Source organism: Flavobacterium gelatinilyticum (assembly GCF_027111295.1).
Taxonomy (GTDB): Bacteria; Bacteroidota; Bacteroidia; order Flavobacteriales; family Flavobacteriaceae; genus Flavobacterium; species Flavobacterium gelatinilyticum.
The window spans coordinates 4513108-4538374 of the sequence record NZ_CP114287.1; the positions used below are offsets into that span (position 1 = coordinate 4513108).

Below are 25267 nucleotides of genomic sequence, written 5' to 3' on the forward strand. Positions count from 1 at the left end.
TCATAAAATATTCAAGTTGTTTTAATCGCTTTTTGGATTAAAAGTTTTGAAGAGTAAAATCTTGCTATTTATAATTAACCAAAATCACTATTACTATGAAGAATACCATTTTATGCGCTGCGATGGCAGCAATGCTTTTTGCAGTATCCTGCCAAAAGGATAATTCCCAAGAGGATAACAGTGCAATCTCAAAAGCACAAAAACAAGATTGGCTTACTGCTGATTTGAATTCCGAATTTGCTGATTCACAAAAAAAAGTTACAGCTTATTTATTGCCTGTAGAAGATGTGGCAAAGTTAATTAACACACCAGACGTTTTAAATGTACGTTTTGTTTTGGGTTACGAAAATAACACCATTCAAATAGATGTAGTTGGCGTTGATAAAGAGGGAAATGAATTAGGAACTGTAAAATCAAAAATATTGAAAGAAGCAGATTATGGAACTGAATTAGCAAAACTGAATCAGCTTTCTGTGAGTAAAACCAAAAAAAGAACAGCTTTACAAAACGAACATTTGCTGTCTCCTCAGGCTGCTTTTGCAGGTATAGAAGCCTGGCAGCAAAAGCTTAATACGGTTTCAGACTTAAATGAAATTACCTCTTACAATGGTGATCGTTTTGTTCATTTTACTCTTGAAGCTGAAGTTTTACAAGCTATGATAAATAAGTCAAGTGCCAATATTGGAGTTTTTTTAGGACTTAATCCAAAAGGAAAAGTTACTACGATATTAGTTGGACTTGATAAAAACAATGCTGTAAAAAAAGCATCATTAACATCAAAAGAAGAATTAGGGGATGATGATGATGTATACGATGGAGTTCGTCCTAGCCCGCCATATTAATATATATTTTTTTTGCAATAATTAATTTGAAATCTCTATTAGTGAAAACTAGTAGAGATTTTTTTAATTATTTACAAATTAAAATACCAGTAATGTTCTGTTTATAATAAATAGAAATGAATATATTTGACCTTGAAAATACCTTCTGAAATAAATTTAATTTGATGATTCTTCTTAACACAAATCCACTTCCGGAAAAAGAACTGGTTGCCATAATATTATACATCTCCCTGTTTTTAATAATTGTAGCAGTTGTATTGATCGTATTTTTTTATTTTTCAAGAAAAAAGATCATTCAAAAAGAACTTGAAAAAAAAGATTTGATATTGCAATATCAAAAAGAACAGCTTCATGCTATTGTTTTTACACAAGAAGAAGAGCGCAAACGCATCGCACAGGATTTGCACGATGATATTAGTTCAAAACTTAATATAGTTTCTTTGAATACGCATTTACTTTCGGCACCCAATTTAACAGTAGAAGAAACAAATGAAATTACCGAAAACATAATTAATCTTACGGCAAAGGCCCTTGAAAATTCAAGAAAAATTGCGCATAATTTACTGCCGCCTGTATTTGAAAAGTTTGGTTTAAACGCTGGTGTAGAAGAATTATGCCAGGAATTTGAGACTGCCAAATCGGTAAAAACGCATTATGATAACGAAATTGATTTTGATGCTAAAGAAATCGATCGTCATTTGCACGTTTTTAGAATTTTACAGGAATTAATGAATAATTCTGTCCGTCATGGCAAGGCTGGAGAAATTTGGATTGCTTTTAAAAATATAAATGGGATAAATACCTGCGATTACAAAGACAATGGTATTGGTTTTGACAGCAATGACCTTGAGAATCAAAAAGGATTAGGTATGAAAAACATCGACAGCCGTGTTTCATTTTTAGACGGAACGATCAAATTTCATTCAGAATTAAATAAGGGGATCTCAGTTATTTTTACTTTTTAATATAAAATCAAGAAATAATAGTCCTTTAACATCAATATAATGAGGTAATTTAGTTATTATTGATTGATATTTCGTACTTTCGATAAACCAAACGACCAAAAACAAATAGAATGAATGCCGTTATTAAAATCGCATTAGTCGATGATGAAGTTTTATTTCGAAAAGGAATAGCTTTTTTATTGCAAAGAGAAGATAACATTGATGTTATTTTTGAAGCTTCAAATGGCGAAGAGCTTATTTCAAAATTGCATAATAATGAGGAAAAACCGGATATCATTATTATGGATTTGAAAATGCCTGTGCTGAACGGTGTTGAAGCAACCAAAATTATTCGGAAATCTTTTCCCGATATTAAAATTATTGCACTCACCAGTTACGATTCAAAATCTTTTATTGCAAATATGATTCAGGTAGGTGCTGTTGCTTACCTTATCAAAAATACTACACCAAAAGATTTGATTACCACAATTAATGAGGTTAACAAAAAAGGTTTCTATTACAACGAAAATGTTTTAAAAACGATTCAGGAAACCATTGTGTCTTCAAAAAACTCAAAAGGTAATCTGGAAACCAGTTTTCTTTCGCCTCGCGAAGTTGAAATTCTGCAGCTTATCTGCCAGCAAAAAACAACTTCGGAAATCGCGGAACATCTTTTTTTGAGTCCAAGAACGATAGAGGGACACCGCAACAATTTGCTGCTTAAAACAGAGTCCAGAAATATTGCGGGTCTTGTAGTGTATGCAATTCAAAATGAAATTGCAGTTCTAAGTCTTTAATCTAATCCGGCTAAAAACTGGATAGACAAAATATAATACGCTACTATTGTTATTACAAGTATACAAACTCCGATTTTTTGAATAATATTTAATCCATTTGGCTGATTATCACTATCACTAAATTTCATGGCGTTGACTTTTTTATAGATTTGAGATTCCAAATATAATTAGAAATTGAATTTTTAAATCAGGTGTTTATACCTGTTTTTTGAGAATTTTTGTATTAATTATTAAATTTCGTTTTTATTTTAACTTTTTATTGATTTATAAAACCTGCATAATTGTGGTGTTTTAGGAACTTCCTTTATATCTTTACTAAAATATATTTTTTAATGAGAAAGAGTTTAGTCTGCATCTTTGTTGTATTACTGTCATTGAATGCAAAAGCGGCGTTCATTTTACTTCCAATGGACGAAAATACACAGCAAAATCACTTAAAAGCTTATGGGATAACATATTGGTGTTTGAGCCGCGACTACAAAGCGAGCTGGCTTCTTAATTATCGCGGCGGCTCATTTTTACTTCCGGATGCTGAAGAAATCCGCAAAGAATGTAAAATTCGCGGTGTAAGTTTTGAAGTGCTTTCAGACAGTGAAGAAGCTTCAATTTTAAATGATATTTCAAGTCCTTCTCAAAATATGGAATCTGTAATTCTTGAGAAAGCGCCCAAAATAGCAGTTTATACCCCAAAAGGCAAACAACCATGGGATGATGCCGTGACCTTGGTTTTGACTTATGCTGAAATTCCGTTTACACCAATATACGATGAGGAAGTTTTAACAGACCAGCTTTTGCTTTACGATTGGCTGCATCTGCATCATGAAGATTTTACCGGACAATATGGTAAATTTTATGCTGCATATAAAAATACACCTTGGTATATTGATCAAAAAAGAGATTCTGAAGCTATGGCAGCTAAACTGGGATATTCAAAAGTATCGCAGGAAAAAGGCGCTGTGGCAAAAAAAATAAGGGATTTTGTTATTGGAGGCGGTTTTATGTTTGCTATGTGTTCTGCTACAGATAGTTTTGATATTGCTCTTGCAGCAGACGGTGTAGATATTTGTGAAACTATGTTTGACGGTGATCCAAGTGAATCCAATTACCAGTCAAAATTAAACTATGGAAATTCTTTTGCTTTTAAAGACTTTATTTTAGAAAGAAAACCGGAAGTTTACGAGTTCTCAGATATTGATATGACCACAAAACGCAGAATTCCTATGGACAAAGATTATTTTACATTAATGGAATTTTCTGCAAAATGGGATCCAATTCCAAGTATGTTGTGCCAGAATCATACGCAGCTTGTTAAAGGTTTTATGGGACAGACAACTTCTTTTAATGAAGTTTTGGTGAAATCAAATGTTCTGGTAATGGGAACCTGCGAGTTAAATGGCGAAGCAAGGTACATTCATGGTGAAAAAGGAAAAGGAATGTTTACTTTTTTTGGAGGCCACGATCCCGAAGATTATCAGCATCAGGTTGGAGATCCGCCAACAGTTTTAGATCTGCATCCAAACTCTCCAGGTTATCGTTTAATCCTGAATAATGTTTTATTTCCGGCAGCCAAGAAGAAAAAGCTTAAAACATAATCAATTCAGGGAAAATTCTGTCCAGGCAGGAATATGATCCGATATTTTTCGGGCCTCTTGTAAGGAATTAAATTTCTTGTAAAAATGAATTACGCCAAAATTTAATACTTTGAGTTTAGCTGTATCATAAAAAATATTATCAAATTCAGACGCTAAACAAATTTCCGCAACACATTTTTGTTTTAATGTCGTTTTTTGCTTTTGAAAAACCGAAACATATCCCATTTTCTTTAATGGATTGAAAACAGTATGGGATTCCGGACAATTAAAATCTCCTGCAAAAACTAGATTTAAATCCGGATATTCCTGTGGGAGAAACTTAAAATATTTAATTTCTGTTTCTGGCTGTTTACTTTTTGTTATCGCATGAAAATTAACGACAGTAAATGTCTTTTTATTTACTTCAAAAGTAGCAAAGTAAGGTTCTCTGTCAATTACCAGATGAAATTTTTTCTCAAGCCAGGCATCACCTTTTAATTTTACTTTACCCGGTTTCCAAAGAAAAGCGTAACGCTCTGTTTTGTAACTGCTGCCGCTTGTTGGATTACTAATAGTATAATCCCATTTTGAACCCTTCTCATTTAGTAGTGCGGCAAGTTTTGCTACAGTTTGTGCACCACCATAGCCGGCAACAACTTCCTGTATCGCAACAATATCATAATTGCTGATAGTACTGGCAATAAAACCTAAAGAGGATTGAGATTTTGATTTTCCAAAGTTTTCTATATTCCAGGAAATAATTTTAACCTGAGAAAACGATTGGAATGTAATGAACAAAAAAAGAAGGTAACCCGTAATATTCTTCATGTATTAATAAATATCAAATATAGGAATTATGGGGATTTATCTCCTTAAAAGTTCTTTTTGTTTGCAGGATTAATAAAATACTTAATTAGAGCTTTTTATATCTGTTTTTTAAAGCTGTTACAATAATTATGATCTGCAAGACAAGAAGAGCCGGAATAAAAACTATTTTCCAGTCGACTTCAAGCCATCCTGATTTTTCAGAAATAAAGGCAAAACTCATAGAAAGGAATAAACAAAGCAGCATGGTTTTCATGATAATTATATTATGTGTCGTATTGATTTTAGAAAAATCAATTTTGTTTTTTGGTTTCATAGGTTAGTTAATAGTAGGTTAGTGCAAACTTATTTCTGTATCAGAACATTTTATTACGGAAATCCGTAATTCAGACTAAAATCAGACTAAGCCAAAATCCTTTGCTATAGCAATTAAGTGTACATTATTATTTGCCTTAAAATAGATTTTTAGTTTATTTATTCTTTTTTCGATACTGCTCGTTCCATTTGGAGTGATAGAATTGGCTTTAAAATCGTTTGAAATGTTTTCTAAAATATACCCTTTTGCCAAAAGTGATAAAATTGATATATCGTAAGATTCTATCTCAATCAATGATTTATCATTAAAATTAAAATTCAGATCTGATGACAGTATGTTTTCTTCATTGTTAAAAGTTCTTTCAACAGCATTTTTTAATTCCTCAATACTATTTCTCCCTTTAGTGACATAAGCGTTAATTCCTAAATCACTAAACAGAGCTTTAATTCGATATGATTTGTCTTCGATAGAAAAAACTATTTTTTTTAGTTTCGGCTGTACGGCATTAATTTGCTCTATCATGGTTTCACCGCTGGAAATATTTATTTTGCGATGATCTGCTTTAAATGACAAATCACTTATCAGTAAATCGTACGGCTTTTTTTCATTTAAAGCTTTTTTTATTTTTATCAGGCCTTCATCGCAGTATTTTACGTGATCGATTACCGGAATTTGTAACTCTTCGAGCGCTTTAATGACGGATAAACTAATACTGTCTAAATCTTCTGCGACTAAAACTTTTTGGAACATATAATTGGTTTTATAATTGAAAATCAAATCTTATTCTGAAATCTTTTTCTTATACAAAATTAACTGTTCCTTTTTTTGTTTCTGTACGGTTTTCCTCATTTTACAATCTTTTTTTTACTTTTTATGCTAAGCAGTTGTTGCTCAAATGCTTCACATTGATTAAGTGGTTTTTATATGGGGAATTTAAAAACCACTTTAAATCCTTTATTAGGATTTGTATCAATGTTTATTTCTCCTCTTATATTTTGAATTCGATTTTCGATGTTGTGAAGTCCGCTTTTAAAAGTTTTATTATTTATAGCTGCCCCTTTTCCATTATCGGTATAATTGATAGTAATCTTTTTTCCTGCTTCTTTAAAATTGATTCCCACCAGTGTTGCTTCACTATGTTTTTTCATGTTTACAAGCAGTTCCTGTATTATTCTGTAGGTTGTAATTTTTTTATTTCTTTCGACACAATTCCAACAGATGGAATCCAGACCATTAATAAGTAAGTTTATATTAGAAGTATGGAAGCCGGAAATCATTTCTTTTAGGTAAAAAACATAATTTTCATCTGTTACAATAAAACTGTTTTCTTTGGAGATATCCCTTATTCTGGAATATATTACATCAAGATTATTTAGCAGTTGTTCTTTATTTTCCTGTACAGAAAGATTTTTATGTTCTGTAAAAGCGATCGTGTGATAGAGATCATTTGCTAATTCATCATGCAGTTTTTTAGCAATACGTATTTCGCTTTTGTATGTGGCATCAACTTTTTCTTTGTTTGCTTTAGATGTTAAGTAGAAATAAAGAATAAGAATCAGGGTTAGACTCAGTAAAATGATAATGTACGAAACAATATTTCTGTTTTTCTGCCTTTCCAGCTGCAGTTCATTTTCGGTTTTATAGGTCTTAATTTTTAAATTTAGATTTTTAGAATTGTATTTAGCAGCAAACTGATTTTGGTTCTTTAAATTGATTTTGTTCAAGCTGTCACTTAACTTAATATAAAGGAGAAAGTTATTTTTTAGTTCAGTCTCTGTGCTGTTGTCAATTTGTGATTTTATTGAATTAATTTGTTTTGTAATAGATTCAGTTCTGACAATATTATTTCGAAGACCTTTGTCATAAATTACATCTGTATTGATATTCTCTGTTTTAATTTTGCTGTTTTTTATTTCTTCTATGTCTGAGTTGTTTTCCTGACAAGAACAGACAGCAACAAAAGAGATTAATAAATAGAGAAAAAACAGCTGGTATTTTGGTATCATGAGCCAAAAGTAGAAATTATAAATTCCTGGAATAGCGTAGAAATACGGTATTTTAGAAAAAATCAAATTTTTCTTTTTTTGTAGTTCTCATTTACAGCCAGATACAAAGAAGCCCTCTGGCAGGAGGGCTTCATGAAGTTTAATTGTTGTAAAATTTATCTTTATAAAAAATTAGACAGCTCTCAATCCGGTTGTAATAGCGAGTCTGTTCCATGAATTAATTGTAATGATAGTCAGGATAATTTCGGCGAGATATTTATCATCAAATAAACGCGCGGCATTTTCATAAACTTCATCAGAAACATGATTACTTATTAAAGTTACCTGTTCTGTTAAGGCCAAAATAGCTTTTTCTTCCTCAGTAAAAACATCGGCCTCACGCCATGCACTGATCAAGTAAATACGCTGTTCTGTTTCACCCTGCTTTCTGGCATCAGCAGTATGCATATTGATACAAAAGGCACAACCGTTTATTTGAGAAGCGCGTATTTTAATTAATTCTTTATGTGTAGATGTTAGTGAAGTTGTAGAAATATATTTTTCTAAATTCATTAAAGCCTGATATGCTTCTGGAGCAGCCTGTGGAATAACAATTCTTGATTTCATTTTTATATGTTTTAAAAGTTCATTACAAAGATCAATAATGCATACTTTCAGAAACTTGAACTACTTCAAGAAATTCAGGTTACACTTTTCCGGCTCTTATTTTGCTCATAAACTCAGCCGAGAAGTCCAAATAGGAGGCAAGCATATATTGAGGCACACGCTGTACAAAATCGGGATTTTGATTGTAAAAATGATGATATCGTTCTTCTGCCGACATGGTAAACAAAAACTTTATTCGCATTTGAGCAGCTCCAAATGATTTTTGGGAAACTATTCTAAAATATCTTTCCAGTTTAGGAATCTGAATTAAAAGAGGTTCTAAGATACTTTTTTCAAGCGCAATTATTTCGCAGTTTTCCACAGCCTGAATATAAAAGTGGGATGGAGTAGTATTGTGATAGCTTAAATAATCAGTTATCCACCAGTTTTCAATCGCAAACTGGAGAGTTTGTTCAGTTCCTTTCGGATTAATTATATATTGCCTTGCACAGCCTTTAGTTACAAAGTATAAGGTATTGCAGATTTGGCCTTCTTTTAATAAATGTTCTTTCTTCTTTACTTTAGAAAAAGTAATGCTTGATTCCAAAATATCAATTTCCTCACGATTTAAAGTGGTGAATTTCTGAATATGATTTAAAAGCGCTGTAAACATAAACGATTGCTTAATTAGATGTTTAAAGATATATCAGATTTGTTATAAAAACAAAAAACCATCCGACGCGTCGGATGGTTTTTCTATGATAAGTAAGTAATTTAAATTGAGTTTATAAAACGTTTATTTTACTTTATTAAGAATTGCTTTGAAAGCTTCAGGGTGGTTCATAGCTAAATCTGCAAGAACTTTACGGTTCAATTCGATTCCGTTAGCTTTAACTTTCCCCATGAATTGAGAATAAGACATTCCTTCTAATCTAGCTCCAGCGTTGATACGTTGAATCCATAATGAACGGAAATTTCTTTTGTTCTGTTTTCTGTCACGGTAAGCGTAGCTCATCGCTTTCTCTACCGCGTTCTTAGCAACTGTCCAAACGTTTTTACGTCTTCCAAAGAAACCTTTGGCTTGCTTCATTATTTTTTTTCTTCTTGCTCTTTTAGCAACTGAATTTACCGATCTTGGCATAATTTTAATGTGTTTTTGTAGCAGGCGTCCTGAATTGAATCAAAGGAACTTAATGGCCATACTCCAAGGTTATATAAATAATTTTTTAACCTAAAGAAAATCCTTAGTCGAATGTTTTAAAGTCAAATGTTTAAAGTCATCTGCTGACTTTATAACTTTATGACTTTTAACTTTTGACTTAATATTAGATAATTCTTAATTGTTGTTTGATGCTTTTCTCATCAGTTTTGTGAACTAGCGCTGAGTGTGTCAAAGCTAATTTACGTTTTTTAGATTTTTTAGTCAAGATGTGACTTTTAAAAGCATGCTTTCTTTTAATCTTTCCAGAGCCAGTAACTTTAAAACGTTTCTTAGCGCTAGATTTAGTTTTCATTTTAGGCATTTTTTCCTAGTTTTTTAATTTATTCTTACTTACTTATATCTTTGGTCTGAAAGTTTAAAAGTCAAAAGTTAAAAGTCAGTTTATGGCTTTCAACTTTAAGACTTTCAGCTTTAAGACTTATTTCTTTTTCTTAGGAGCAATGAACATAATCATTCTCTTTCCTTCCAGAACCGGCATCGCTTCAACTTTACCATATTCTTCTAAATCTGTAGCAAGACGTAATAATAAAATTTGTCCCTGATCTTTATAGATGATTGAACGCCCTTTAAAGAAAACGAATGCTTTTAATTTAGCTCCTTCTTTTAGGAACTTTTCAGCATTTTTTCTTTTAAATTCATAATCATGCTCATCTGTCTGAGGACCAAAACGAATTTCTTTTACCACAACCTGAGATGATTTAGCTTTTAATGCCTTATCACGCTTCTTTTGTTCGTAAACAAATTTCTTGTAATCCATGATTTTACAAACCGGCGGCTCAGCATTTGGCGAAATTTCAACTAAATCCAATTCAAATTGGTCAGCTAAACGCAGCGCATCTGCTATTTTAAAAACCCCAGGTTCAATGTTTTCACCTACAAGACGTACTTCAGGAACACGAATAAGATTGTTTATTCTGTGCGCATCTTTTTTCTCTACTCGAGGTTGAAAACCTCTGTTACTTTTTATTGCTATGACTTTCTAATTTAAGTTAAACTGTAAATACTTTTAATGTCTTTTTTATTTCTTCGTCTACAATCGCAGCAAATTCTTCGATTGAAACTGTAATGTTACCTTTTCCTTCTTGTCCATGACGACGGATAGAGATCGTACCGTTTTTCTCTTCTTCCTCACCAACAATAAGCATAAATGGAATTTTCTGCATTTCTGCATCTCTAATTTTCTTACCGATAGTTTCATTTCGGTTGTCAATTAGGGCGCGAATTTCGTGATTTTCTAGCAAATCTAAAACTTTTTTAGCATAATTTTCGTATTTCTCGCTCAAAGACAAGATAATAGCCTGCTCAGGCATAAGCCAAAGTGGGAAATTTCCTGCTGTATGCTCTAGTAAAATTGCTATAAAACGTTCCATAGATCCAAAAGGAGCTCTGTGAATCATAACAGGACGATGTAATTCATTATCAGCACCTTTGTAAGTCAATTCAAAACGCTCAGGTAAGTTATAATCCACCTGAATTGTTCCTAACTGCCATTGTCTTCCCAAAGCATCTTTTACCATGAAATCCAGCTTCGGACCATAAAATGCTGCTTCACCATATTCTACAACAGTATTCAGACCCTTGTCTTTTGCTGCATTGATAATAGCATTTTCGGCTTTTTCCCAGTTTTCATCAGTTCCAATATATTTTTCTCTGTCTTCCTGATCTCTCAATGAAATCTGAGCAGTAAAGTTTTCAAAACCTAAAGAACCAAATACATATAATACAAGGTCGATTACCTTTTTAAACTCTTCGTCTAATTGTTCTGGAGTACAGAAAATGTGAGCATCATCCTGAGTAAACCCTCTAACACGAGTTAAACCATGTAATTCTCCAGACTGCTCATATCTGTAAACAGTACCAAATTCGGCATAACGTTTCGGTAAATCCTTATATGACCAAGGTCTTACATTGTAAATCTCGCAGTGGTGAGGACAGTTCATTGGTTTCAATAAAAACTCTTCACCTTCTGCAGGAGTATGAATAGGCTGGAAGCTGTCTGCTCCGTATTTGGCATAGTGGCCAGAAGTAACATAAAGTTCTTTTTGACCAATATGAGGGCTGACAACCTGCTCGTAACCTGCTTTCTTTTGTGCTCTTTTTAAGAATTGCTCCAAACGATCTCTTAAAGCAGCGCCTTTAGGCAGCCATAATGGCAAGCCTTGTCCCACTTTTTGAGAGAAAGCAAACAATTCAAGTTCTTTTCCTAATTTACGGTGATCACGACGTTTTGCTTCTTCAAGGAGTTCAAGATATTCAGTTAAATCTTTTTGTTTAGGGAAAGAAGTTCCGTAAACACGAGTCAACTGTTTGTTTTTCTCGTCACCTCTCCAGTAAGCACCGGCAACACTCATGATTTTTACAGCTTTGATAATTCCGGTATTCGGAATATGTCCGCCGCGGCATAAATCAGTAAAAGTAGCATGATCACAGAAAGTAATTGTTCCATCTTCAAGATTAGAAATCAATTCAGTCTTGTAAACATTGTCTTTGTATGTCTCTAAAGCTTCAGCTTTAGTTACAGGACGCATTTTAAAATCGAATTTTCCTCTCGCAATCTCAAGGATACGATCTTCAATCTTCTTAAAGTCAGCTTCAGAAATTTTCTGATCTTCAAAATCAACATCATAATAAAAGCCATTTGCAATTGCAGGTCCAAGAGTTAATTTAATTCCAGGATACAATTCTTCAAGAGCTTGAGCCATTACGTGCGAAGTCGAATGCCAGAAAGCTTTTTTTCCTTCGGCATCATTCCATGTATATAATATAAGATTACCGTCGGTCGTCAATGGAGTTTCGGTTTCAATAGTTGTACCATTAAAAGATGCAGAAATCACGTTTCTGGCAAAACCTTCGCTAATGTTTTTAGCGACCTCCATTGGAGTTACGCCTTGAGCGAACTCTCTAATTGACCCATCGGGTAAAGTAATCTTGATCATTGTTTATAATTTTGTGAATGCAAATATAAGTGATTACAAAAATACATACAATATATATGTACAAGTTTACTTTATAATATATACGTATAGTTTTTGCTGTACTATATATAAAGGTATTGTGAGTTCTGAGCCCGACATGTTTTCAAACCCTGCCGGTTTTTGTTTTTTTATGCATATATATAATAAGTGCAGATTGTCCGGCAGATAGGAGTCAGAGCTTTTTAGATTTAATTAGGAGCTTTATCGCGCTATACGCTTCAATCTTTTAGCTCCGAACGCCGGCTGGAAAAGGATTTTGGCTTCTATCGGATCTGTGAAATGAGTTTTGATAATAGTTATTTTGAAAAAGACGGGATTTAAAAAGATAAAGAATCACCTTAAAAGAGATCAAAAGAATAAGAACTCCTCAAAATCGAGGGTCTGAAACCATTCCAAAATAATAAAAAAGGTAACAAAAGAGGAAAAATCCTGCATAATATGCAAAATAATTAAAATGTAAAAATGCTGTTATCAGTTAGTTAAGAAAAAGAGAGAAAAAAGATTAAAAAAACTCTTGAAAAAAGCTTGTTTAAGCGGAAAAAGGTTCTACTTTTGCACCCGCAACAGCGAAAAACGCTCTTCGAAATACTGACAAGGATTTGAATTAAGAGAGGAAGAAAATTTCTTGAAAAAAAAGATTCAAAAAAGCTTGTGAGATTTGAAAATGCTTTTTACATTTGCACCCCGCAAAACACGGAAAGTTCCTTGAGAGATTGATAAGAGAGATTAGAAAACGAGACGAAAAAAAAGTTTCAAAATTTTTTAAATTTTTCTTGCCAGAAACAAAAAGAATTTTTAGTTTTGCACCCGCTTTGAGAAACAAGCGATAAAGATTAAAAGAATACGTTCGTAGACATATTGAATTGACAGCTGTCCCGATTACTCGGGACATAAAAAATAAGAGTAATAGAATTGAGAGATTCGAGAAGAACCGATAGAATCTGCATCGCATAATAATATAAAAATATACGATGAAGAGTTTGATCCTGGCTCAGGATGAACGCTAGCGGCAGGCTTAACACATGCAAGTCGAGGGGTATGCTTCTTCGGAAGCAGAGACCGGCGCACGGGTGCGTAACGCGTATGCAATCTGCCTTTCACAGAGGGATAGCCCAGAGAAATTTGGATTAATACCTCATAGTATTACGACCCGGCATCGGGATGTAATTAAAGTCACAACGGTGAAAGATGAGCATGCGTCCCATTAGCTAGTTGGTAAGGTAACGGCTTACCAAGGCTACGATGGGTAGGGGTCCTGAGAGGGAGATCCCCCACACTGGTACTGAGACACGGACCAGACTCCTACGGGAGGCAGCAGTGAGGAATATTGGTCAATGGACGCAAGTCTGAACCAGCCATGCCGCGTGCAGGATGACGGTCCTATGGATTGTAAACTGCTTTTGTACGAGAAGAAACACTGATTCGTGAATCAGCTTGACGGTATCGTAAGAATAAGGATCGGCTAACTCCGTGCCAGCAGCCGCGGTAATACGGAGGATCCAAGCGTTATCCGGAATCATTGGGTTTAAAGGGTCCGTAGGCGGTCTTGTAAGTCAGTGGTGAAAGCCCATCGCTCAACGGTGGAACGGCCATTGATACTGCTGGACTTGAATTATTAGGAAGTAACTAGAATATGTAGTGTAGCGGTGAAATGCTTAGATATTACATGGAATACCAATTGCGAAGGCAGGTTACTACTAATTTATTGACGCTGATGGACGAAAGCGTGGGGAGCGAACAGGATTAGATACCCTGGTAGTCCACGCTGTAAACGATGGATACTAGCTGTTGGGCGCAAGTTCAGTGGCTAAGCGAAAGTGATAAGTATCCCACCTGGGGAGTACGAACGCAAGTTTGAAACTCAAAGGAATTGACGGGGGCCCGCACAAGCGGTGGAGCATGTGGTTTAATTCGATGATACGCGAGGAACCTTACCAAGGCTTAAATGCAGACTGACCGATTTGGAAACAGATCTTTCGCAAGACAGTTTACAAGGTGCTGCATGGTTGTCGTCAGCTCGTGCCGTGAGGTGTCAGGTTAAGTCCTATAACGAGCGCAACCCCTGTTGTTAGTTGCCAGCGAGTAGTGTCGGGAACTCTAACAAGACTGCCAGTGCAAACTGTGAGGAAGGTGGGGATGACGTCAAATCATCACGGCCCTTACGCCTTGGGCTACACACGTGCTACAATGGCCGGTACAGAGAGCAGCCACCTCGCGAGAGGGAGCGAATCTATAAAGCCGGTCACAGTTCGGATCGGAGTCTGCAACTCGACTCCGTGAAGCTGGAATCGCTAGTAATCGGATATCAGCCATGATCCGGTGAATACGTTCCCGGGCCTTGTACACACCGCCCGTCAAGCCATGGAAGCTGGGGGTGCCTGAAGTCGGTGACCGCAAGGAGCTGCCTAGGGTAAAACTGGTAACTAGGGCTAAGTCGTAACAAGGTAGCCGTACCGGAAGGTGCGGCTGGAACACCTCCTTTCTAGAGCCTTAGTGTTAGCTTTAATGAGCACGCTTAGGAAATAAGATGCAGGAAATTGAGGTTCTGAATCTGAGATTGTATTACTCTTGCTGTTAATTTAAAAAAATGAAAGAATTAAGTAAAACAGAGTCTCGTAGCTCAGCTGGTTAGAGTACTACACTGATAATGTAGGGGTCGGCAGTTCGAGTCTGCCCGGGACTACTAAGTTTACTTGATTTAAAAGGAAATTCTAGGGTTGAGTTCTTATGAATATAAATTCATAATTCATAATTCACAATTCATAATTCATAATTAGATTGGGGGATTAGCTCAGCTGGCTAGAGCGCCTGCCTTGCACGCAGGAGGTCAACGGTTCGACTCCGTTATTCTCCACTATCCCGATAAATAGGGAAAAAGTTCATTGACATATTGAGATAAGAAAATAATAAGAAAGTAGAAAGCGTTTTTTTGTTATAGTAGAGATACAAAGACAGAAAACAAAAAAAAACGGTCTTGTTTTTAAAACAAGATTGGTACAATAAGCAAAATAAGGGCGTATGGGGAATGCCTAGGCTCTCAGAGGCGATGAAGGACGTGATAAGCTGCGAAAAGCTGCGGGGACTGGCACACACAGATTGATCCGCAGATATCCGAATGGGGCAACCCGTTATATTGAAGATATAACACACCGATAGGTGGGCAAACCCGCTGAACTGAAACATCTAAGTAGGCGGAGGAGAAGAAAACAAAAGTGATTCCGTAAGTAGTGGCGAGCGAACGCGGATTAGCCCAAACCAATGTTGTTACGGCATCATTGGGGTTGTAGGACCGCGACATTTTATGCACAAGGAACCGGAAGTTTCTGGAAAGGAACGCCATAGAGGGTGACAGCCCCGTATGGGTAACAAGTGTAATAGATAGCGGTATCCTGAGTAGGGCGGGGCACGTGAAACCCTGTCTGAATTTGGCGGGACCATCCGCTAAGGCTAAATACTCCTGAGAGACCGATAGTGAACCAGTACCGTGAGGGAAAGGTGAAAAGAACCGTGAATAACGGAGTGAAATAGATCCTGAAACCATACGCTTACAAGCGGTCGGAGCCCTTTCGTGGGGTGACGGCGTGCCTTTTGCATAATGAGCCTACGAGTTAACGCTGCTGGCAAGGATAAGTACTTCAGGTATGGATCCGCAGCGAAAGCGAGTCTGAATAGGGCGCTTTAGTCAGTAGTGTTAGACGCGAAACCGTGTGATCTACCCATGGGCAGGTTGAAGCTGTGGTAACACACAGTGGAGGACCGAACCGGTTGACGTTGAAAAGTCTTCGGATGACCTGTGGGTAGGGGTGAAAGGCCAATCAAACTCGGAAATAGCTCGTACTCCCCGAAATGCATTTAGGTGCAGCGTTAGTTATAAAGTTATATAGAGGTAGAGCTACTGATTGGATGCGGGGGCTTCACCGCCTACCAATTCCTGACAAACTCCGAATGCTGTATAATGTTCACTAACAGTGAGGGCTTGGGTGCTAAGGTCCAAGTCCGAGAGGGAAAGAACCCAGACCATCAGCTAAGGTCCCCAAATATATGCTAAGTTGAAAGAACGAGGTTTGTCTGCCCAGACAGCTAGGATGTTGGCTTGGAAGCAGCCATTCATTTAAAGAGTGCGTAACAGCTCACTAGTCGAGCGGACGAGCATGGATAATAATCGGGCATAAGCATATTACCGAAGCTATGGATTTGACGTAAGTCAAGTGGTAGGGGAGCATTCCAACAGGGTTGAAGGTGTATCGTAAGGTATGCTGGACTGGTTGGAAAAGAAAATGTAGGCATAAGTAACGATAATGCGGGCGAGAAACCCGCACACCGAAAAACTAAGGTTTCCACAGCTATGCTAATCAGCTGTGGGTTAGTCTGGTCCTAAGGCGAACCCGAAAGGGACAGTCGATGGCTAACGGGTTAATATTCCCGTACTACTAATTACTGTGATGGGGTGACGGAGTGATGAAAGCGCCGCGAACTGACGGAATAGTTCGTTGAAGTACCTAGCTATAGGTCCTGTAGTAAAATGCGCAGGAACTGGTGAAATACGATAGTACTCGGAGTCTTCGGACAAAGAGATAGTGCGCCTAAGGGCTTCCAAGAAAAACCTCTAAACTTCAGGTAGTTAGTACCAGTACCGTAAACCGACACAGGTAGTTGAGGAGAGAATCCTAAGGTGCTCGAGAGATTCATGGCTAAGGAATTAGGCAAAATAGACCTGTAACTTCGGGAGAAAGGTCGCCCCGAGCAATCGGGGCCGCAGTGAAAAGGTCCAGGCGACTGTTTATCAAAAACACAGGGCTCTGCAAAATCGTAAGATGACGTATAGGGCCTGACACCTGCCCGGTGCTGGAAGGTTAAGAGGAGATGTTATCTTCGGAGAAGTATTGAATTGAAGCCCCAGTAAACGGCGGCCGTAACTATAACGGTCCTAAGGTAGCGAAATTCCTTGTCGGGTAAGTTCCGACCTGCACGAATGGTGTAACGATCTGGACACTGTCTCAGCCATGAGCTCGGTGAAATTGTAGTAACGGTGAAGATGCCGTTTACCCGCAGTGGGACGAAAAGACCCTGTGCACCTTTACTATAGCTTAGTATTGACCTTGGATAAATGATGTGTAGGATAGGTTGGAGACTGTGAAGCGGCGTCGCCAGGCGTTGTGGAGTCATTGTTGAAATACAACCCTTTGTTTATCTGAGGCCTAACCCCGCGATGTGGGGGACAGTGCTTGGTGGGTAGTTTGACTGGGGTGGTCGCCTCCAAAAGAGTAACGGAGGCTTCTAAAGGTTCCCTCAGTACGCTTGGTAACCGTGCGTAGAGTGCAATGGCATAAGGGAGCTTGACTGAGAGACATACAGGTCGATCAGGTACGAAAGTAGAGCATAGTGATCCGGTGGTTCCGCATGGAAGGGCCATCGCTCAAAGGATAAAAGGTACGCCGGGGATAACAGGCTGATCTCCCCCAAGAGCTCATATCGACGGGGGGGTTTGGCACCTCGATGTCGGCTCGTCACATCCTGGGGCTGGAGAAGGTCCCAAGGGTTGGGCTGTTCGCCCATTAAAGTGGCACGCGAGCTGGGTTCAGAACGTCGTGAGACAGTTCGGTCTCTATCTACTGCGGGCGTTAGAAATTTGAGTGGATCTGATTCTAGTACGAGAGGACCGAATTGGACAAACCTCTAGTGTATCTGTTGTCCCGCCAGGGGCACCGCAGAGTAGCTACGTTTGGAAGGGATAAGCGCTGAAAGCATATAAGCGCGAAACCCACCACAAGATGAGATTTCTTTTAAGGATCGTGGAAGATGACCACGTTGATAGGCTATAGATGTAAAGGCAGTAATGTCATAGTCGAGTAGTACTAATAATCCGTAAGCTTATGTACACCCTTTTCCTCTCTCGTCCCAGACGAGAGAGGAGGAAACTTTCTAAAGTATGTTTATTGTGTTTCTTTATCTCAGTATGTTAAAATATTTGCTCGACGCAGAGCAGTCTTTAAGTCGAAAGATTAAAGTTAAAAGTCAAAAGACTTTACCACTTTAAGACCTTTGACTTTAGACTAACAACCTTAAGGTGGTTATTGCGGCGGGGCTCACCTCTTCCCATCCCGAACAGAGAAGTTAAGCCCGCCTGCGCAGATGGTACTGCAGTTTTGTGGGAGAGTATGTCGTCGCCTTTCTTTTGAAAAACCCTATCCAATAATGGATAGGGTTTTTTGTTTTATAAAATTATCAAATACCTGACCTCAAATAACGAATATACGTTCCGAAAGATAAATACTCTAAGTTTTAAAAGTGTTAAATTATAATCAATTGTATAAGGTTACGTATTTATAGTTTAGACTTTTTGGATTTGAATGAGTATTTTTGTGTTTCAATTATTTTATTTAAACATGAGGAAAAATATTTTACTGTTGGCACTTCTTGTTATTACAAGTTTAAGAGCACAGGAACGTCCAAAATTAGTTGTGGGTATAGTTGTCGATCAAATGAAAATGGAATATTTATATCGATTTTCAGATGATTTTTCTCCAAACGGTTTTAAAAGATTAATGAATGATGGATTTACTTTCCAAAACATGCATTACAACTATATGCCAACTTATACTGCTCCTGGACACGCTTCAATTTATACGGGTACAACGCCTGCTACTCACGGAATTGTTGGTAATGAGTGGTTCAGCAGGACTCTTGGAAAAGAAATGTACTGTACAGATGATGCCGGAGTTAAAACAGTAGGTGACGGTACGGCTGAAGAAGGAGCCATGTCTCCTAAAAATCTTCAAAGCACTACAATTACTGATGAAGTTAGAATGGCGACTAATTTTAACGGAAAAGTGATTGGAATGAGTTTAAAAGATCGGGGTGCTATATTACCGGCTGGACATTTTGCCAACTGGGCATTCTGGTACAGTAAGACGGGATCTTTTATTTCAAGTACTTTTTATGGCGAGAAATTACCAGAATGGGTTGCAGAGTTCAACAATGAAAAAAACTACTTAAAATACATTAATAAAGGTTGGGATTTGTATAAGCCCTCTTCAGTTTACAATGAAAGTCTCCCGGATAATAATCCGTATGAAGGAAAATTACACGGAAGTGCAGCACCTATTTTTCCCTACGATTTAAAATCTATGTATGAGAAAAATGATGCAGGTATTATTCGTGCTACTCCTTTTGGAAACGATTTGTTAGCTGATTTTGCTAAAAGAGCCATTGAGAAAGAAGGATTAGGAAAAGATAACATTACAGATTTCTTAACTGTTAGTTTTTCTTCTACAGATTATGTAGGTCATTTGCTTGGGCCAAGATCTATGGAGCTTCAGGATACTTATTTGAGATTAGACCAGACAATTGCTGACTTTTTGACTTATCTTGACAAAACGGTTGGTAAAGGTAATTATTTACTTTTCCTGACAGCCGATCACGCAGGAGCTGAAAATGTAATTTATTTAAAGGATCGTAAATATAATGTAGATAATTATCCTTCTAAAGAAGTTAAGAAAAGCCTGCAGGATTTTTCGACTAAGACTTTTGGTGTAGATTTAATTCAGAATTATTCGAACTTTAATGTTTTCTTCAATAAACAAATTATTAAAGAGAAAGGATTGGAACTTGCAAAAGTAAAACAAGCTTTTAAGGATTTTTTGATCACGCAGCCTCAAGTTAAAAGAGTTTATACAGAAGAAGATATTTTAGCAAACGCTGGAAATGATTATTCGTTAAATTTTGTAGCTAAAGGTTATGATGTTACTCAAAATGGTGATTTAGTTATTGTTGATAAACCAGGTGATATCGAATATACACCAACAGGAACTTCACACGGCACTATTTATACTTATGATACTCATGTTCCGGCTATTTTCTATGGATGGAATATTAAAAAAGGAGAGTCGTATGATAAGAAAGCAATTACTGAGATTGCTCCAACAATTGCTCAAAAGATTAAAGTTACTTTCCCAAATGGAACTGAAGCTAAAGTAATGACTGAAATTCTGGGTAATAAGAAATAAAGATTTTACTGTTTTAAAAACTGTCTTCGTGACAGTTTTTTTTAATAAAAAAGGCTTTTCTAAATGAAAAGCCTTTTTGTTTATAAAAGTACAGTAAGTACTATTTAAGTAACAGCACTATGCGTTTGCAGTTACTATTTCTTCGTTAAAAGGAAGATTCCAAGCTTCGGCTACTCCTTTGTAAAGGATTTTTCCGTTAGCAACATTTAATCCTTTTTTCAATTCTTCATTTTCTGCACAAGCTTTTTCCCATCCTTTGTTTGCTAATTGAACTGCATATGGTAAAGTTGCATTTGTTAAAGCTAAAGTAGAAGTGTAAGGAACAGCTCCAGGCATATTAGCCACACAATAGTGAACGATATCATCAATAATGAAAGTTGGGTTTTCGTGAGTTGTCGGGGTACAAGTTTCGATACATCCTCCCTGATCTACAGCTACGTCAACAACAACAGTTCCCGGACGCATTAGTTTAAGCATATCACGAGTAATTAAGTGAGGTGCTTTTGCTCCCGGAATTAAAACTGCTCCAACAATTAAGTCAGCATCTTTAATTGCTCTTGTAATGTTATAATGGTTAGACATTTCTGTGTTTACATTCGCAGGCATGATATCATCTAACTGGCGTAAGCGTGGTAAACTTAAGTCCATAATAGTTACCTGAGCCCCTAATCCGGCTGCCATTTTAGCGGCCTGAGTTCCTACAATTCCACCGCCTAATACTAAAACTTTTGCAGGTGGCACCCCCGGAACACCTCCTAAAAGAATTCCTCTTCCTTTTAATGGTTTTTCAAGGTATTTTGCTCCTTGTTGAATTGCCATACGACCAGCAACTTCTGACATTGGAATTAATAAAGGTAAACTTCTGTCTGTTTTTTCTACAGTTTCGTAAGCTAAACAAACCGCTCCTTTTTCTAACATTGCGTGTGTTAATTCTTCAGATGAAGCGAAGTGGAAGTAAGTAAATAACAATTGATCTTTTTTAATTAACGGGTATTCAGATGCAATTGGTTCTTTTACTTTGATAATCATTTCTGCAATAGCATAAACGTCCTCAATTGTTGGTAAAACTACGGCTCCGGCTTCAGCATATTCTTCATCTGCAAAACCGCTTCCTAATCCGGCAGCAGCCTGAACATAAACTGTATGTCCGTGTTTTTTCATTTCAGAAACACCGGCAGGAGTTAAAGCAACTCTGTTTTCATTATTTTTTATTTCTTTAGGAACTCCTATAATCATTTTGTTATATGTTTTTTGTGTTATTGAAATTTGTTTTTACAAATCTACAGCGAGAGAATAAATTATGGTTTAAGTAAGAATAAATAAGAAAATATTATTTTATTTTTTAATTTTACAGAAAATAATTCTTTTTAGAGCCATAATTTATTCCTCAAAAAGAAAAAATAACTAAAACTAACTAATTTTAATCAAACGTTTTCGTAATGGCTTTAGATGAAATTGACAAAAAAATCTTACGTCTTTTACAGGAAGACGCTCACTACACTTTAAAAGACATCGCAAACAAAATTAATTTGTCTTTGACACCTGTTCATGATCGGGTAAAACGTCTTGAAAAAGATGGAATTATAGAAAAGTATGTTACGCTTTTGGATAAGAAAAAACTAGGAAATAATCTAACCGTTTACTGCCAGGTTACGCTGACTAAACAGACGTATGATACCTCGGAAGGTTTTAATCAGTCGATTTTGAATTTGCCTGAAGTTGTAGAATGCAATTATGTTTCTGGAAATTTCGATTATATGCTTAAGATTATCATTCCGGATATGGAAAGTTATCATCATTTTCATCAGAAAAAATTATCTGTCCTGCCTGAGGTCTCTCTTATAAATACGGTGTTTGTAATTTCAGAAGTAAAAAGTACAACGGTTCTGCCTATTTAATAAAAAACAAAAAGCCATCAGGAAACCTGATGACTTTAAGTCGGTTAGCTTTTGTTTGAATTAATAATAAGTATAACGTCTTACTTTGGCAATATATTTTGCTAAGCGAATAACTTGGTGGCTGTATCCATATTCGTTATCATACCAGATGTATAAAACTATGTTTTTTCCATCTTTTGAAACAATTACAGCATTGCTGTCATAAATGGAAGGAGCAGACGTTCCAACAATGTCTGATGAAACAAGTTCGTTATTTAGAGAATATTTTATCTGCTCTACCAGTTCTCCTTCAAGAGCATATTTCTTCATGATTTTATTGATTCCTGCAATTGACGTTGCTTTTTTAACTTCTAAATTTAAAATTACAAGAGATCCGTTAGGAACAGGAACACGAATAGCATTTGAAGTTAATTTTCCTTCCAATGATGGTAAAGCTTTTGCCACAGCACTTCCGGCTCCGGTTTCTGTAATTACCATATTGAGAGCTGCAGCTCTGCCGCGACGGTATTTTTTATGCATATTATCAACCAGATTCTGGTCATTTGTGTAGGCATGAATGGTTTCAAGATGCCCTTTTACAACTCCCAGAGTTTCTTCAACAACTTTCAATATTGGAGTGATGGCATTTGTAGTACAAGATGCAGCTGAAAATATATTTGTTTCATCAGGATTAAAATCAGTATGATTGACACCATGTACAATATTAGGAACTCCTTTTCCGGGGGCGGTCAGAAGAACTTTGCTTACTCCGTTTGAAGTTAAATGCCTTTTTAATGCTTCTTCTGTTGTAAAAGCTCCGGTATTATCTATTACTAAAGCATCATTAATTCCGTATAAAGTATAATCGATCTCTTCCGGAGAGTTTGCGGTTATGATATGAACAGTTGTTCCATTGATAATTAAAGCATTGTTTTTAGTATCAGCAGTTACAGATCCCTGAAAATCTCCGTGAATAGAATCATATCGCAATAGAGAAGCTCGTTTCTCTAAACTTGATGCATCATTTTTATCACGGGTCACAATCGCTCTCAGGCGCAATTGATTTCCTTTTCCGGTTTTAGACATTAATTCCCGGGCTAATAAACGTCCAATTCTTCCAAAGCCATACAATACAACATCTTTGGGCTGAATTTCTTTAGAAGATTTTGCTTTTTTTAGCTGTTCAATAACAAAATATCGGGCATCCGGATACTTTTCATCTTCTAAACGATATTCGTAAGTCAGTTTTCCAAGGTCAATTTTGGCAGGTGGAAGATCTAATGATAAAACCACTTTTGCAATTTCAACCGAATCAAAAATCGTGATAGGCTTGCCCACAAATTCACCTGCATATTGGTGAAGGTTGATAATATCGCTGACGTTTTTATCCAGTAACTGATTTTTGAATAAAACCATTTCAATGGATTTATCATACCATAAATCGCTTATGATTTTGATTAGTTCTACACCGGCTTTTCGTCGGTCTACTTGTAATGTTACCTCTTTTTGGTACAATGATTTGTTACTCATAATTGAAAAAATAAAATGCTCACTATTTTAAAATTTTGGGCAAAAGTATCTATTTCAATCGATTTCGTAAACTATTTTAGCATTTATTTTTAAAACAAAAAAGCCACCTTAATTTTCTTAAGATGGCTTTTTTTAAGTTTTCAGTCTCAGTTTAAAACTACAAACGGAGACTGTATACTAAAAAATTGTAAACTGATAATTGCGACTTATATAATAACTCTAAATATCTCTCCGTTTTTGTTGATCATTTCAATTCTTACACTTTGACCTTCGTCTTTTTTATTTAAAAGTTTCGAAACAGTTTCAACGTTTGTTGCTTTTACATTATCAATACTAAGGATGATATTTCCTTGTAATTCATTTTGATACTGCATTAAATTCTCGTTAGTGATATTTTTAATTTTTACACCATAATCAATTCTGAATTTCTTTTTATCAGCTGCGTCGATATTTTCTAATTCAATTCCTTTAAATTCTGTGCTGAAGAATTCATTTTTGCTTAAAGTTACAGGAACAGTTTTCGTTTTTCCTTCTTTGATGTACGTTACTTTTACGACATCATTAGGGCGTTTTGTGTTGATGTAACCTGAAAGATCAGCAAAAGTTGAAATATTTTGTTCATCTAGTTTAACGATAATATCACCTTTAGCAAGACCTGCTTTTTCTGCACCCGAGTTTTTAGAAACTTTGTTGATATAGAAACCTTGTGTTTCAGAAATTCCCAGTTCTTTAGATGCTGTGCTGTTTAGTTCGCCTCCTTCAACACCCAGAATTCCTCTTTGAACATTTCCATATTCCATGATATCTTCGATGATTTTTCGTGCGATATTAGACGGAACTGCGAATGAATATCCAACATAAGATCCTGTCATAGACGAAATCATGGTGTTAATTCCAATTAATTCACCTCTTGTATTCACTAATGCCCCACCGCTATTACCCGGATTAACCGCTGCATCGGTCTGAATAAACGATTGAATACCGCTTTGGTCTAAGTTTCTGGCTTTCGCCGAAACAATTCCGGCAGTAACCGTAGACGTTAAGTTATACGGATTACCAACTGCTAAAACCCATTCACCAATTTTTACACTGTCTGAATTTGCAAAAGCAGTGTAAGGTAATTTTTCATCGGCATTAATTTTTAATAATGCGATGTCCATTTTAGAATCTGTTCCTATAAGTTTGGCTTTATAAGATTTTTTGTTGTTTAAAGTAATTTCAATTTCAGATGCATCTTTAATAACGTGATTATTCGTTACGATATACCCGTCTTCTGAAATAATTACACCGGAACCCGTTCCTACTTGTTCCTGCTGTTGTTGTCCGCCATATCCGTAAAAGAATTCCAGCATTGGGTTGCTTACCGTTCTTCTCGATACGTTTTTAACGTGAACAACGGTATGGATTGTTTTGTCTGCAGCTTCGGTAAAATCAACTGCCTCTCCCGGTAATCCAACTGTTTTTCCGTATGAATTAGGAGCCAGGGTAACAACAGAATTTCCTTTTCCAAAAAAAGAACCACCATTGTCAAATAATAACTTGTAAGCACCAAGGGTAGTAGCACCGCTTAGCAGTGAAACTAAAAATAAGGTTGAAAATTTTTTCATATTACAATTTATGTTTTTAAGTTATTTTATGTATTGGTATTTTAACATTTACAACGTAAAATTATACCAAAAAATTATTTCGGAAAATGGTTTAACGCTCTTTAACAATGATTAACATTTCATTAATTAATAGTTCGTACTTTTGTACTTCTAACAACTAAAAA

General features: G+C 36.2%; 19 protein-coding genes, 2 tRNA genes and 3 rRNA genes. 11 read left to right on the forward strand and 13 right to left on the reverse strand.

Features of this window, described 5'->3' with window-relative positions; genetic code table 11:
* Positions 1–95 precede the first annotated feature (95 nt).
* From OZP11_RS19465 to OZP11_RS19480, 4 genes are all read left to right on the forward strand, one after another.
* The gene (locus OZP11_RS19465; RefSeq protein WP_281232167.1) at positions 96–842 is read left to right on the forward strand and encodes a hypothetical protein; all 747 of its coding nucleotides are present in this window, start codon (positions 96–98) and stop codon (positions 840–842) included.
* Positions 843–1006: 164 nt separating this feature from the next.
* Positions 1007–1807, forward strand: a complete 801-nt coding sequence (locus OZP11_RS19470) for a sensor histidine kinase (protein WP_281232168.1) — start codon at positions 1007–1009, stop codon at positions 1805–1807.
* Between the two features lie 110 nt (positions 1808–1917).
* Entirely contained in the window at positions 1918–2583 is a 666-nt protein-coding gene (locus tag OZP11_RS19475) for a response regulator transcription factor (protein ID WP_281232169.1), read from the forward strand.
* A 332-nt stretch (positions 2584–2915) separates the two neighbouring features.
* Positions 2916–4175: an asparagine synthetase B gene (locus tag OZP11_RS19480; RefSeq protein ID WP_281232170.1), complete on the forward strand. Its 1260-nt coding sequence runs from the start codon at positions 2916–2918 to the stop codon at positions 4173–4175.
* On the opposite strand, the gene OZP11_RS19485 is transcribed toward OZP11_RS19480, so the two are convergent.
* The 10 genes from OZP11_RS19485 to thrS form a co-directional block, all read right to left on the reverse strand.
* Positions 4176–4982, reverse strand: a complete 807-nt coding sequence (locus OZP11_RS19485) for an endonuclease/exonuclease/phosphatase family protein (RefSeq protein WP_281232171.1) — start codon at positions 4980–4982, stop codon at positions 4176–4178.
* Between the two features lie 85 nt (positions 4983–5067).
* Positions 5068–5295: a hypothetical protein gene (locus OZP11_RS19490; RefSeq protein ID WP_281232172.1), complete on the reverse strand. Its 228-nt coding sequence runs from the start codon at positions 5293–5295 to the stop codon at positions 5068–5070.
* Positions 5296–5376: 81 nt separating this feature from the next.
* A complete protein-coding gene (locus OZP11_RS19495; RefSeq protein WP_281232173.1) occupies positions 5377–6045 on the reverse strand; it encodes a DNA-binding transcriptional response regulator in 669 nt (222 codons plus the stop codon).
* A 170-nt stretch (positions 6046–6215) separates the two neighbouring features.
* A complete protein-coding gene (locus OZP11_RS19500) occupies positions 6216–7301 on the reverse strand; it encodes a sensor histidine kinase (protein WP_281232174.1) in 1086 nt (361 codons plus the stop codon).
* A gap of 171 nt (positions 7302–7472) precedes the next feature.
* Positions 7473–7907 (reverse strand): carboxymuconolactone decarboxylase family protein, encoded by a 435-nt coding sequence (locus OZP11_RS19505; RefSeq protein WP_281232175.1) that lies wholly within the window; start codon positions 7905–7907, stop codon positions 7473–7475.
* A 79-nt stretch (positions 7908–7986) separates the two neighbouring features.
* Entirely contained in the window at positions 7987–8559 is a 573-nt protein-coding gene (locus OZP11_RS19510; protein ID WP_281232176.1) for a Crp/Fnr family transcriptional regulator, read from the reverse strand.
* A 123-nt stretch (positions 8560–8682) separates the two neighbouring features.
* Positions 8683–9027, reverse strand: a complete 345-nt coding sequence (gene rplT, locus OZP11_RS19515; RefSeq protein ID WP_008464948.1) for a 50S ribosomal protein L20 — start codon at positions 9025–9027, stop codon at positions 8683–8685.
* Positions 9028–9211: 184 nt separating this feature from the next.
* Entirely contained in the window at positions 9212–9409 is a 198-nt protein-coding gene (gene rpmI / locus OZP11_RS19520) for a 50S ribosomal protein L35 (RefSeq protein ID WP_011921545.1), read from the reverse strand.
* Positions 9410–9526: 117 nt separating this feature from the next.
* Entirely contained in the window at positions 9527–10081 is a 555-nt protein-coding gene (gene infC / locus OZP11_RS19525) for a translation initiation factor IF-3 (protein WP_373921656.1), read from the reverse strand.
* Between the two features lie 16 nt (positions 10082–10097).
* On the reverse strand, positions 10098–12044 hold the full coding sequence (gene thrS / locus OZP11_RS19530) for a threonine--tRNA ligase (protein ID WP_281232177.1): 1947 nt from the start codon (positions 12042–12044) through the stop codon (positions 10098–10100).
* Positions 12045–13051: 1007 nt separating this feature from the next.
* Between thrS and OZP11_RS19535 the strand changes: the two genes are divergently transcribed.
* The 6 genes from OZP11_RS19535 (at position 13052) to pafA (ending at position 20089) form a co-directional block, all read left to right on the forward strand.
* Positions 13052–14565: ribosomal RNA gene (locus OZP11_RS19535) — 16S ribosomal RNA — on the forward strand.
* Positions 14566–14692: 127 nt separating this feature from the next.
* A tRNA-Ile gene (locus OZP11_RS19540) sits at positions 14693–14766 on the forward strand.
* A 97-nt stretch (positions 14767–14863) separates the two neighbouring features.
* Positions 14864–14937: transfer RNA gene (locus OZP11_RS19545), tRNA-Ala, on the forward strand.
* A 143-nt stretch (positions 14938–15080) separates the two neighbouring features.
* Positions 15081–17962: ribosomal RNA gene (locus OZP11_RS19550) — 23S ribosomal RNA — on the forward strand.
* 184 nt (positions 17963–18146) lie between these two features.
* Positions 18147–18256, forward strand: a 5S ribosomal RNA gene (gene rrf / locus OZP11_RS19555).
* Together the 16S, 23S and 5S rRNA genes with 2 tRNA genes alongside form the textbook arrangement of a ribosomal RNA operon.
* A gap of 213 nt (positions 18257–18469) precedes the next feature.
* Complete coding sequence (gene pafA, locus OZP11_RS19560) at positions 18470–20089, forward strand: alkaline phosphatase PafA (RefSeq protein ID WP_281232178.1); 1620 nt, start codon at positions 18470–18472, stop codon at positions 20087–20089.
* Positions 20090–20206: 117 nt separating this feature from the next.
* Here pafA and ald read toward each other — a convergent pair whose 3' ends face one another.
* Positions 20207–21325 carry an alanine dehydrogenase gene (ald, locus tag OZP11_RS19565; RefSeq protein WP_281232179.1) on the reverse strand — a complete coding sequence of 373 codons (1119 nt, stop codon included), beginning with the start codon at positions 21323–21325 and terminating at the stop codon, positions 20207–20209.
* A gap of 203 nt (positions 21326–21528) precedes the next feature.
* Here ald and OZP11_RS19570 point away from each other — a divergent pair, with 203 nt between their 5' ends.
* Positions 21529–21987: an Lrp/AsnC family transcriptional regulator gene (locus OZP11_RS19570; protein ID WP_008467950.1), complete on the forward strand. Its 459-nt coding sequence runs from the start codon at positions 21529–21531 to the stop codon at positions 21985–21987.
* Positions 21988–22047: 60 nt separating this feature from the next.
* On the opposite strand, the gene OZP11_RS19575 is transcribed toward OZP11_RS19570, so the two are convergent.
* Both OZP11_RS19575 and OZP11_RS19580 read right to left on the reverse strand, forming a co-directional pair.
* Complete coding sequence (locus OZP11_RS19575; RefSeq protein WP_281232180.1) at positions 22048–23496, reverse strand: glyceraldehyde-3-phosphate dehydrogenase; 1449 nt, start codon at positions 23494–23496, stop codon at positions 22048–22050.
* Positions 23497–23702: 206 nt separating this feature from the next.
* Positions 23703–25103: a trypsin-like peptidase domain-containing protein gene (locus OZP11_RS19580; protein WP_281232181.1), complete on the reverse strand. Its 1401-nt coding sequence runs from the start codon at positions 25101–25103 to the stop codon at positions 23703–23705.
* Positions 25104–25267: the final 164 nt, after the last annotated feature.

What these genes read in the sequence shown, in the direction of transcription:
- OZP11_RS19465 (WP_281232167.1), top strand. Translation starts at nt 96, where the DNA reads ATGAAGAATACCATTTTATGCGCTGCGATGGCAGCAATGCTTTTTGCA.
- OZP11_RS19470 (WP_281232168.1), top strand. Translation starts at nt 1,007, where the DNA reads ATGATTCTTCTTAACACAAATCCACTTCCGGAAAAAGAACTGGTTGCC.
- OZP11_RS19475 (WP_281232169.1), top strand. Translation starts at nt 1,918, where the DNA reads ATGAATGCCGTTATTAAAATCGCATTAGTCGATGATGAAGTTTTATTT.
- OZP11_RS19480 (WP_281232170.1), top strand. Translation starts at nt 2,916, where the DNA reads ATGAGAAAGAGTTTAGTCTGCATCTTTGTTGTATTACTGTCATTGAAT.
- OZP11_RS19485 (WP_281232171.1), bottom strand. Translation starts at nt 4,982, where the DNA reads ATGAAGAATATTACGGGTTACCTTCTTTTTTTGTTCATTACATTCCAA.
- OZP11_RS19490 (WP_281232172.1), bottom strand. Translation starts at nt 5,295, where the DNA reads ATGAAACCAAAAAACAAAATTGATTTTTCTAAAATCAATACGACACAT.
- OZP11_RS19495 (WP_281232173.1), bottom strand. Translation starts at nt 6,045, where the DNA reads ATGTTCCAAAAAGTTTTAGTCGCAGAAGATTTAGACAGTATTAGTTTA.
- OZP11_RS19500 (WP_281232174.1), bottom strand. Translation starts at nt 7,301, where the DNA reads ATGATACCAAAATACCAGCTGTTTTTTCTCTATTTATTAATCTCTTTT.
- OZP11_RS19505 (WP_281232175.1), bottom strand. Translation starts at nt 7,907, where the DNA reads ATGAAATCAAGAATTGTTATTCCACAGGCTGCTCCAGAAGCATATCAG.
- OZP11_RS19510 (WP_281232176.1), bottom strand. Translation starts at nt 8,559, where the DNA reads ATGTTTACAGCGCTTTTAAATCATATTCAGAAATTCACCACTTTAAAT.
- rplT (WP_008464948.1), bottom strand. Translation starts at nt 9,027, where the DNA reads ATGCCAAGATCGGTAAATTCAGTTGCTAAAAGAGCAAGAAGAAAAAAA.
- rpmI (WP_011921545.1), bottom strand. Translation starts at nt 9,409, where the DNA reads ATGCCTAAAATGAAAACTAAATCTAGCGCTAAGAAACGTTTTAAAGTT.
- thrS (WP_281232177.1), bottom strand. Translation starts at nt 12,044, where the DNA reads ATGATCAAGATTACTTTACCCGATGGGTCAATTAGAGAGTTCGCTCAA.
- pafA (WP_281232178.1), top strand. Translation starts at nt 18,470, where the DNA reads ATGAGGAAAAATATTTTACTGTTGGCACTTCTTGTTATTACAAGTTTA.
- ald (WP_281232179.1), bottom strand. Translation starts at nt 21,325, where the DNA reads ATGATTATAGGAGTTCCTAAAGAAATAAAAAATAATGAAAACAGAGTT.
- OZP11_RS19570 (WP_008467950.1), top strand. Translation starts at nt 21,529, where the DNA reads ATGGCTTTAGATGAAATTGACAAAAAAATCTTACGTCTTTTACAGGAA.
- OZP11_RS19575 (WP_281232180.1), bottom strand. Translation starts at nt 23,496, where the DNA reads ATGAGTAACAAATCATTGTACCAAAAAGAGGTAACATTACAAGTAGAC.
- OZP11_RS19580 (WP_281232181.1), bottom strand. Translation starts at nt 25,103, where the DNA reads ATGAAAAAATTTTCAACCTTATTTTTAGTTTCACTGCTAAGCGGTGCT.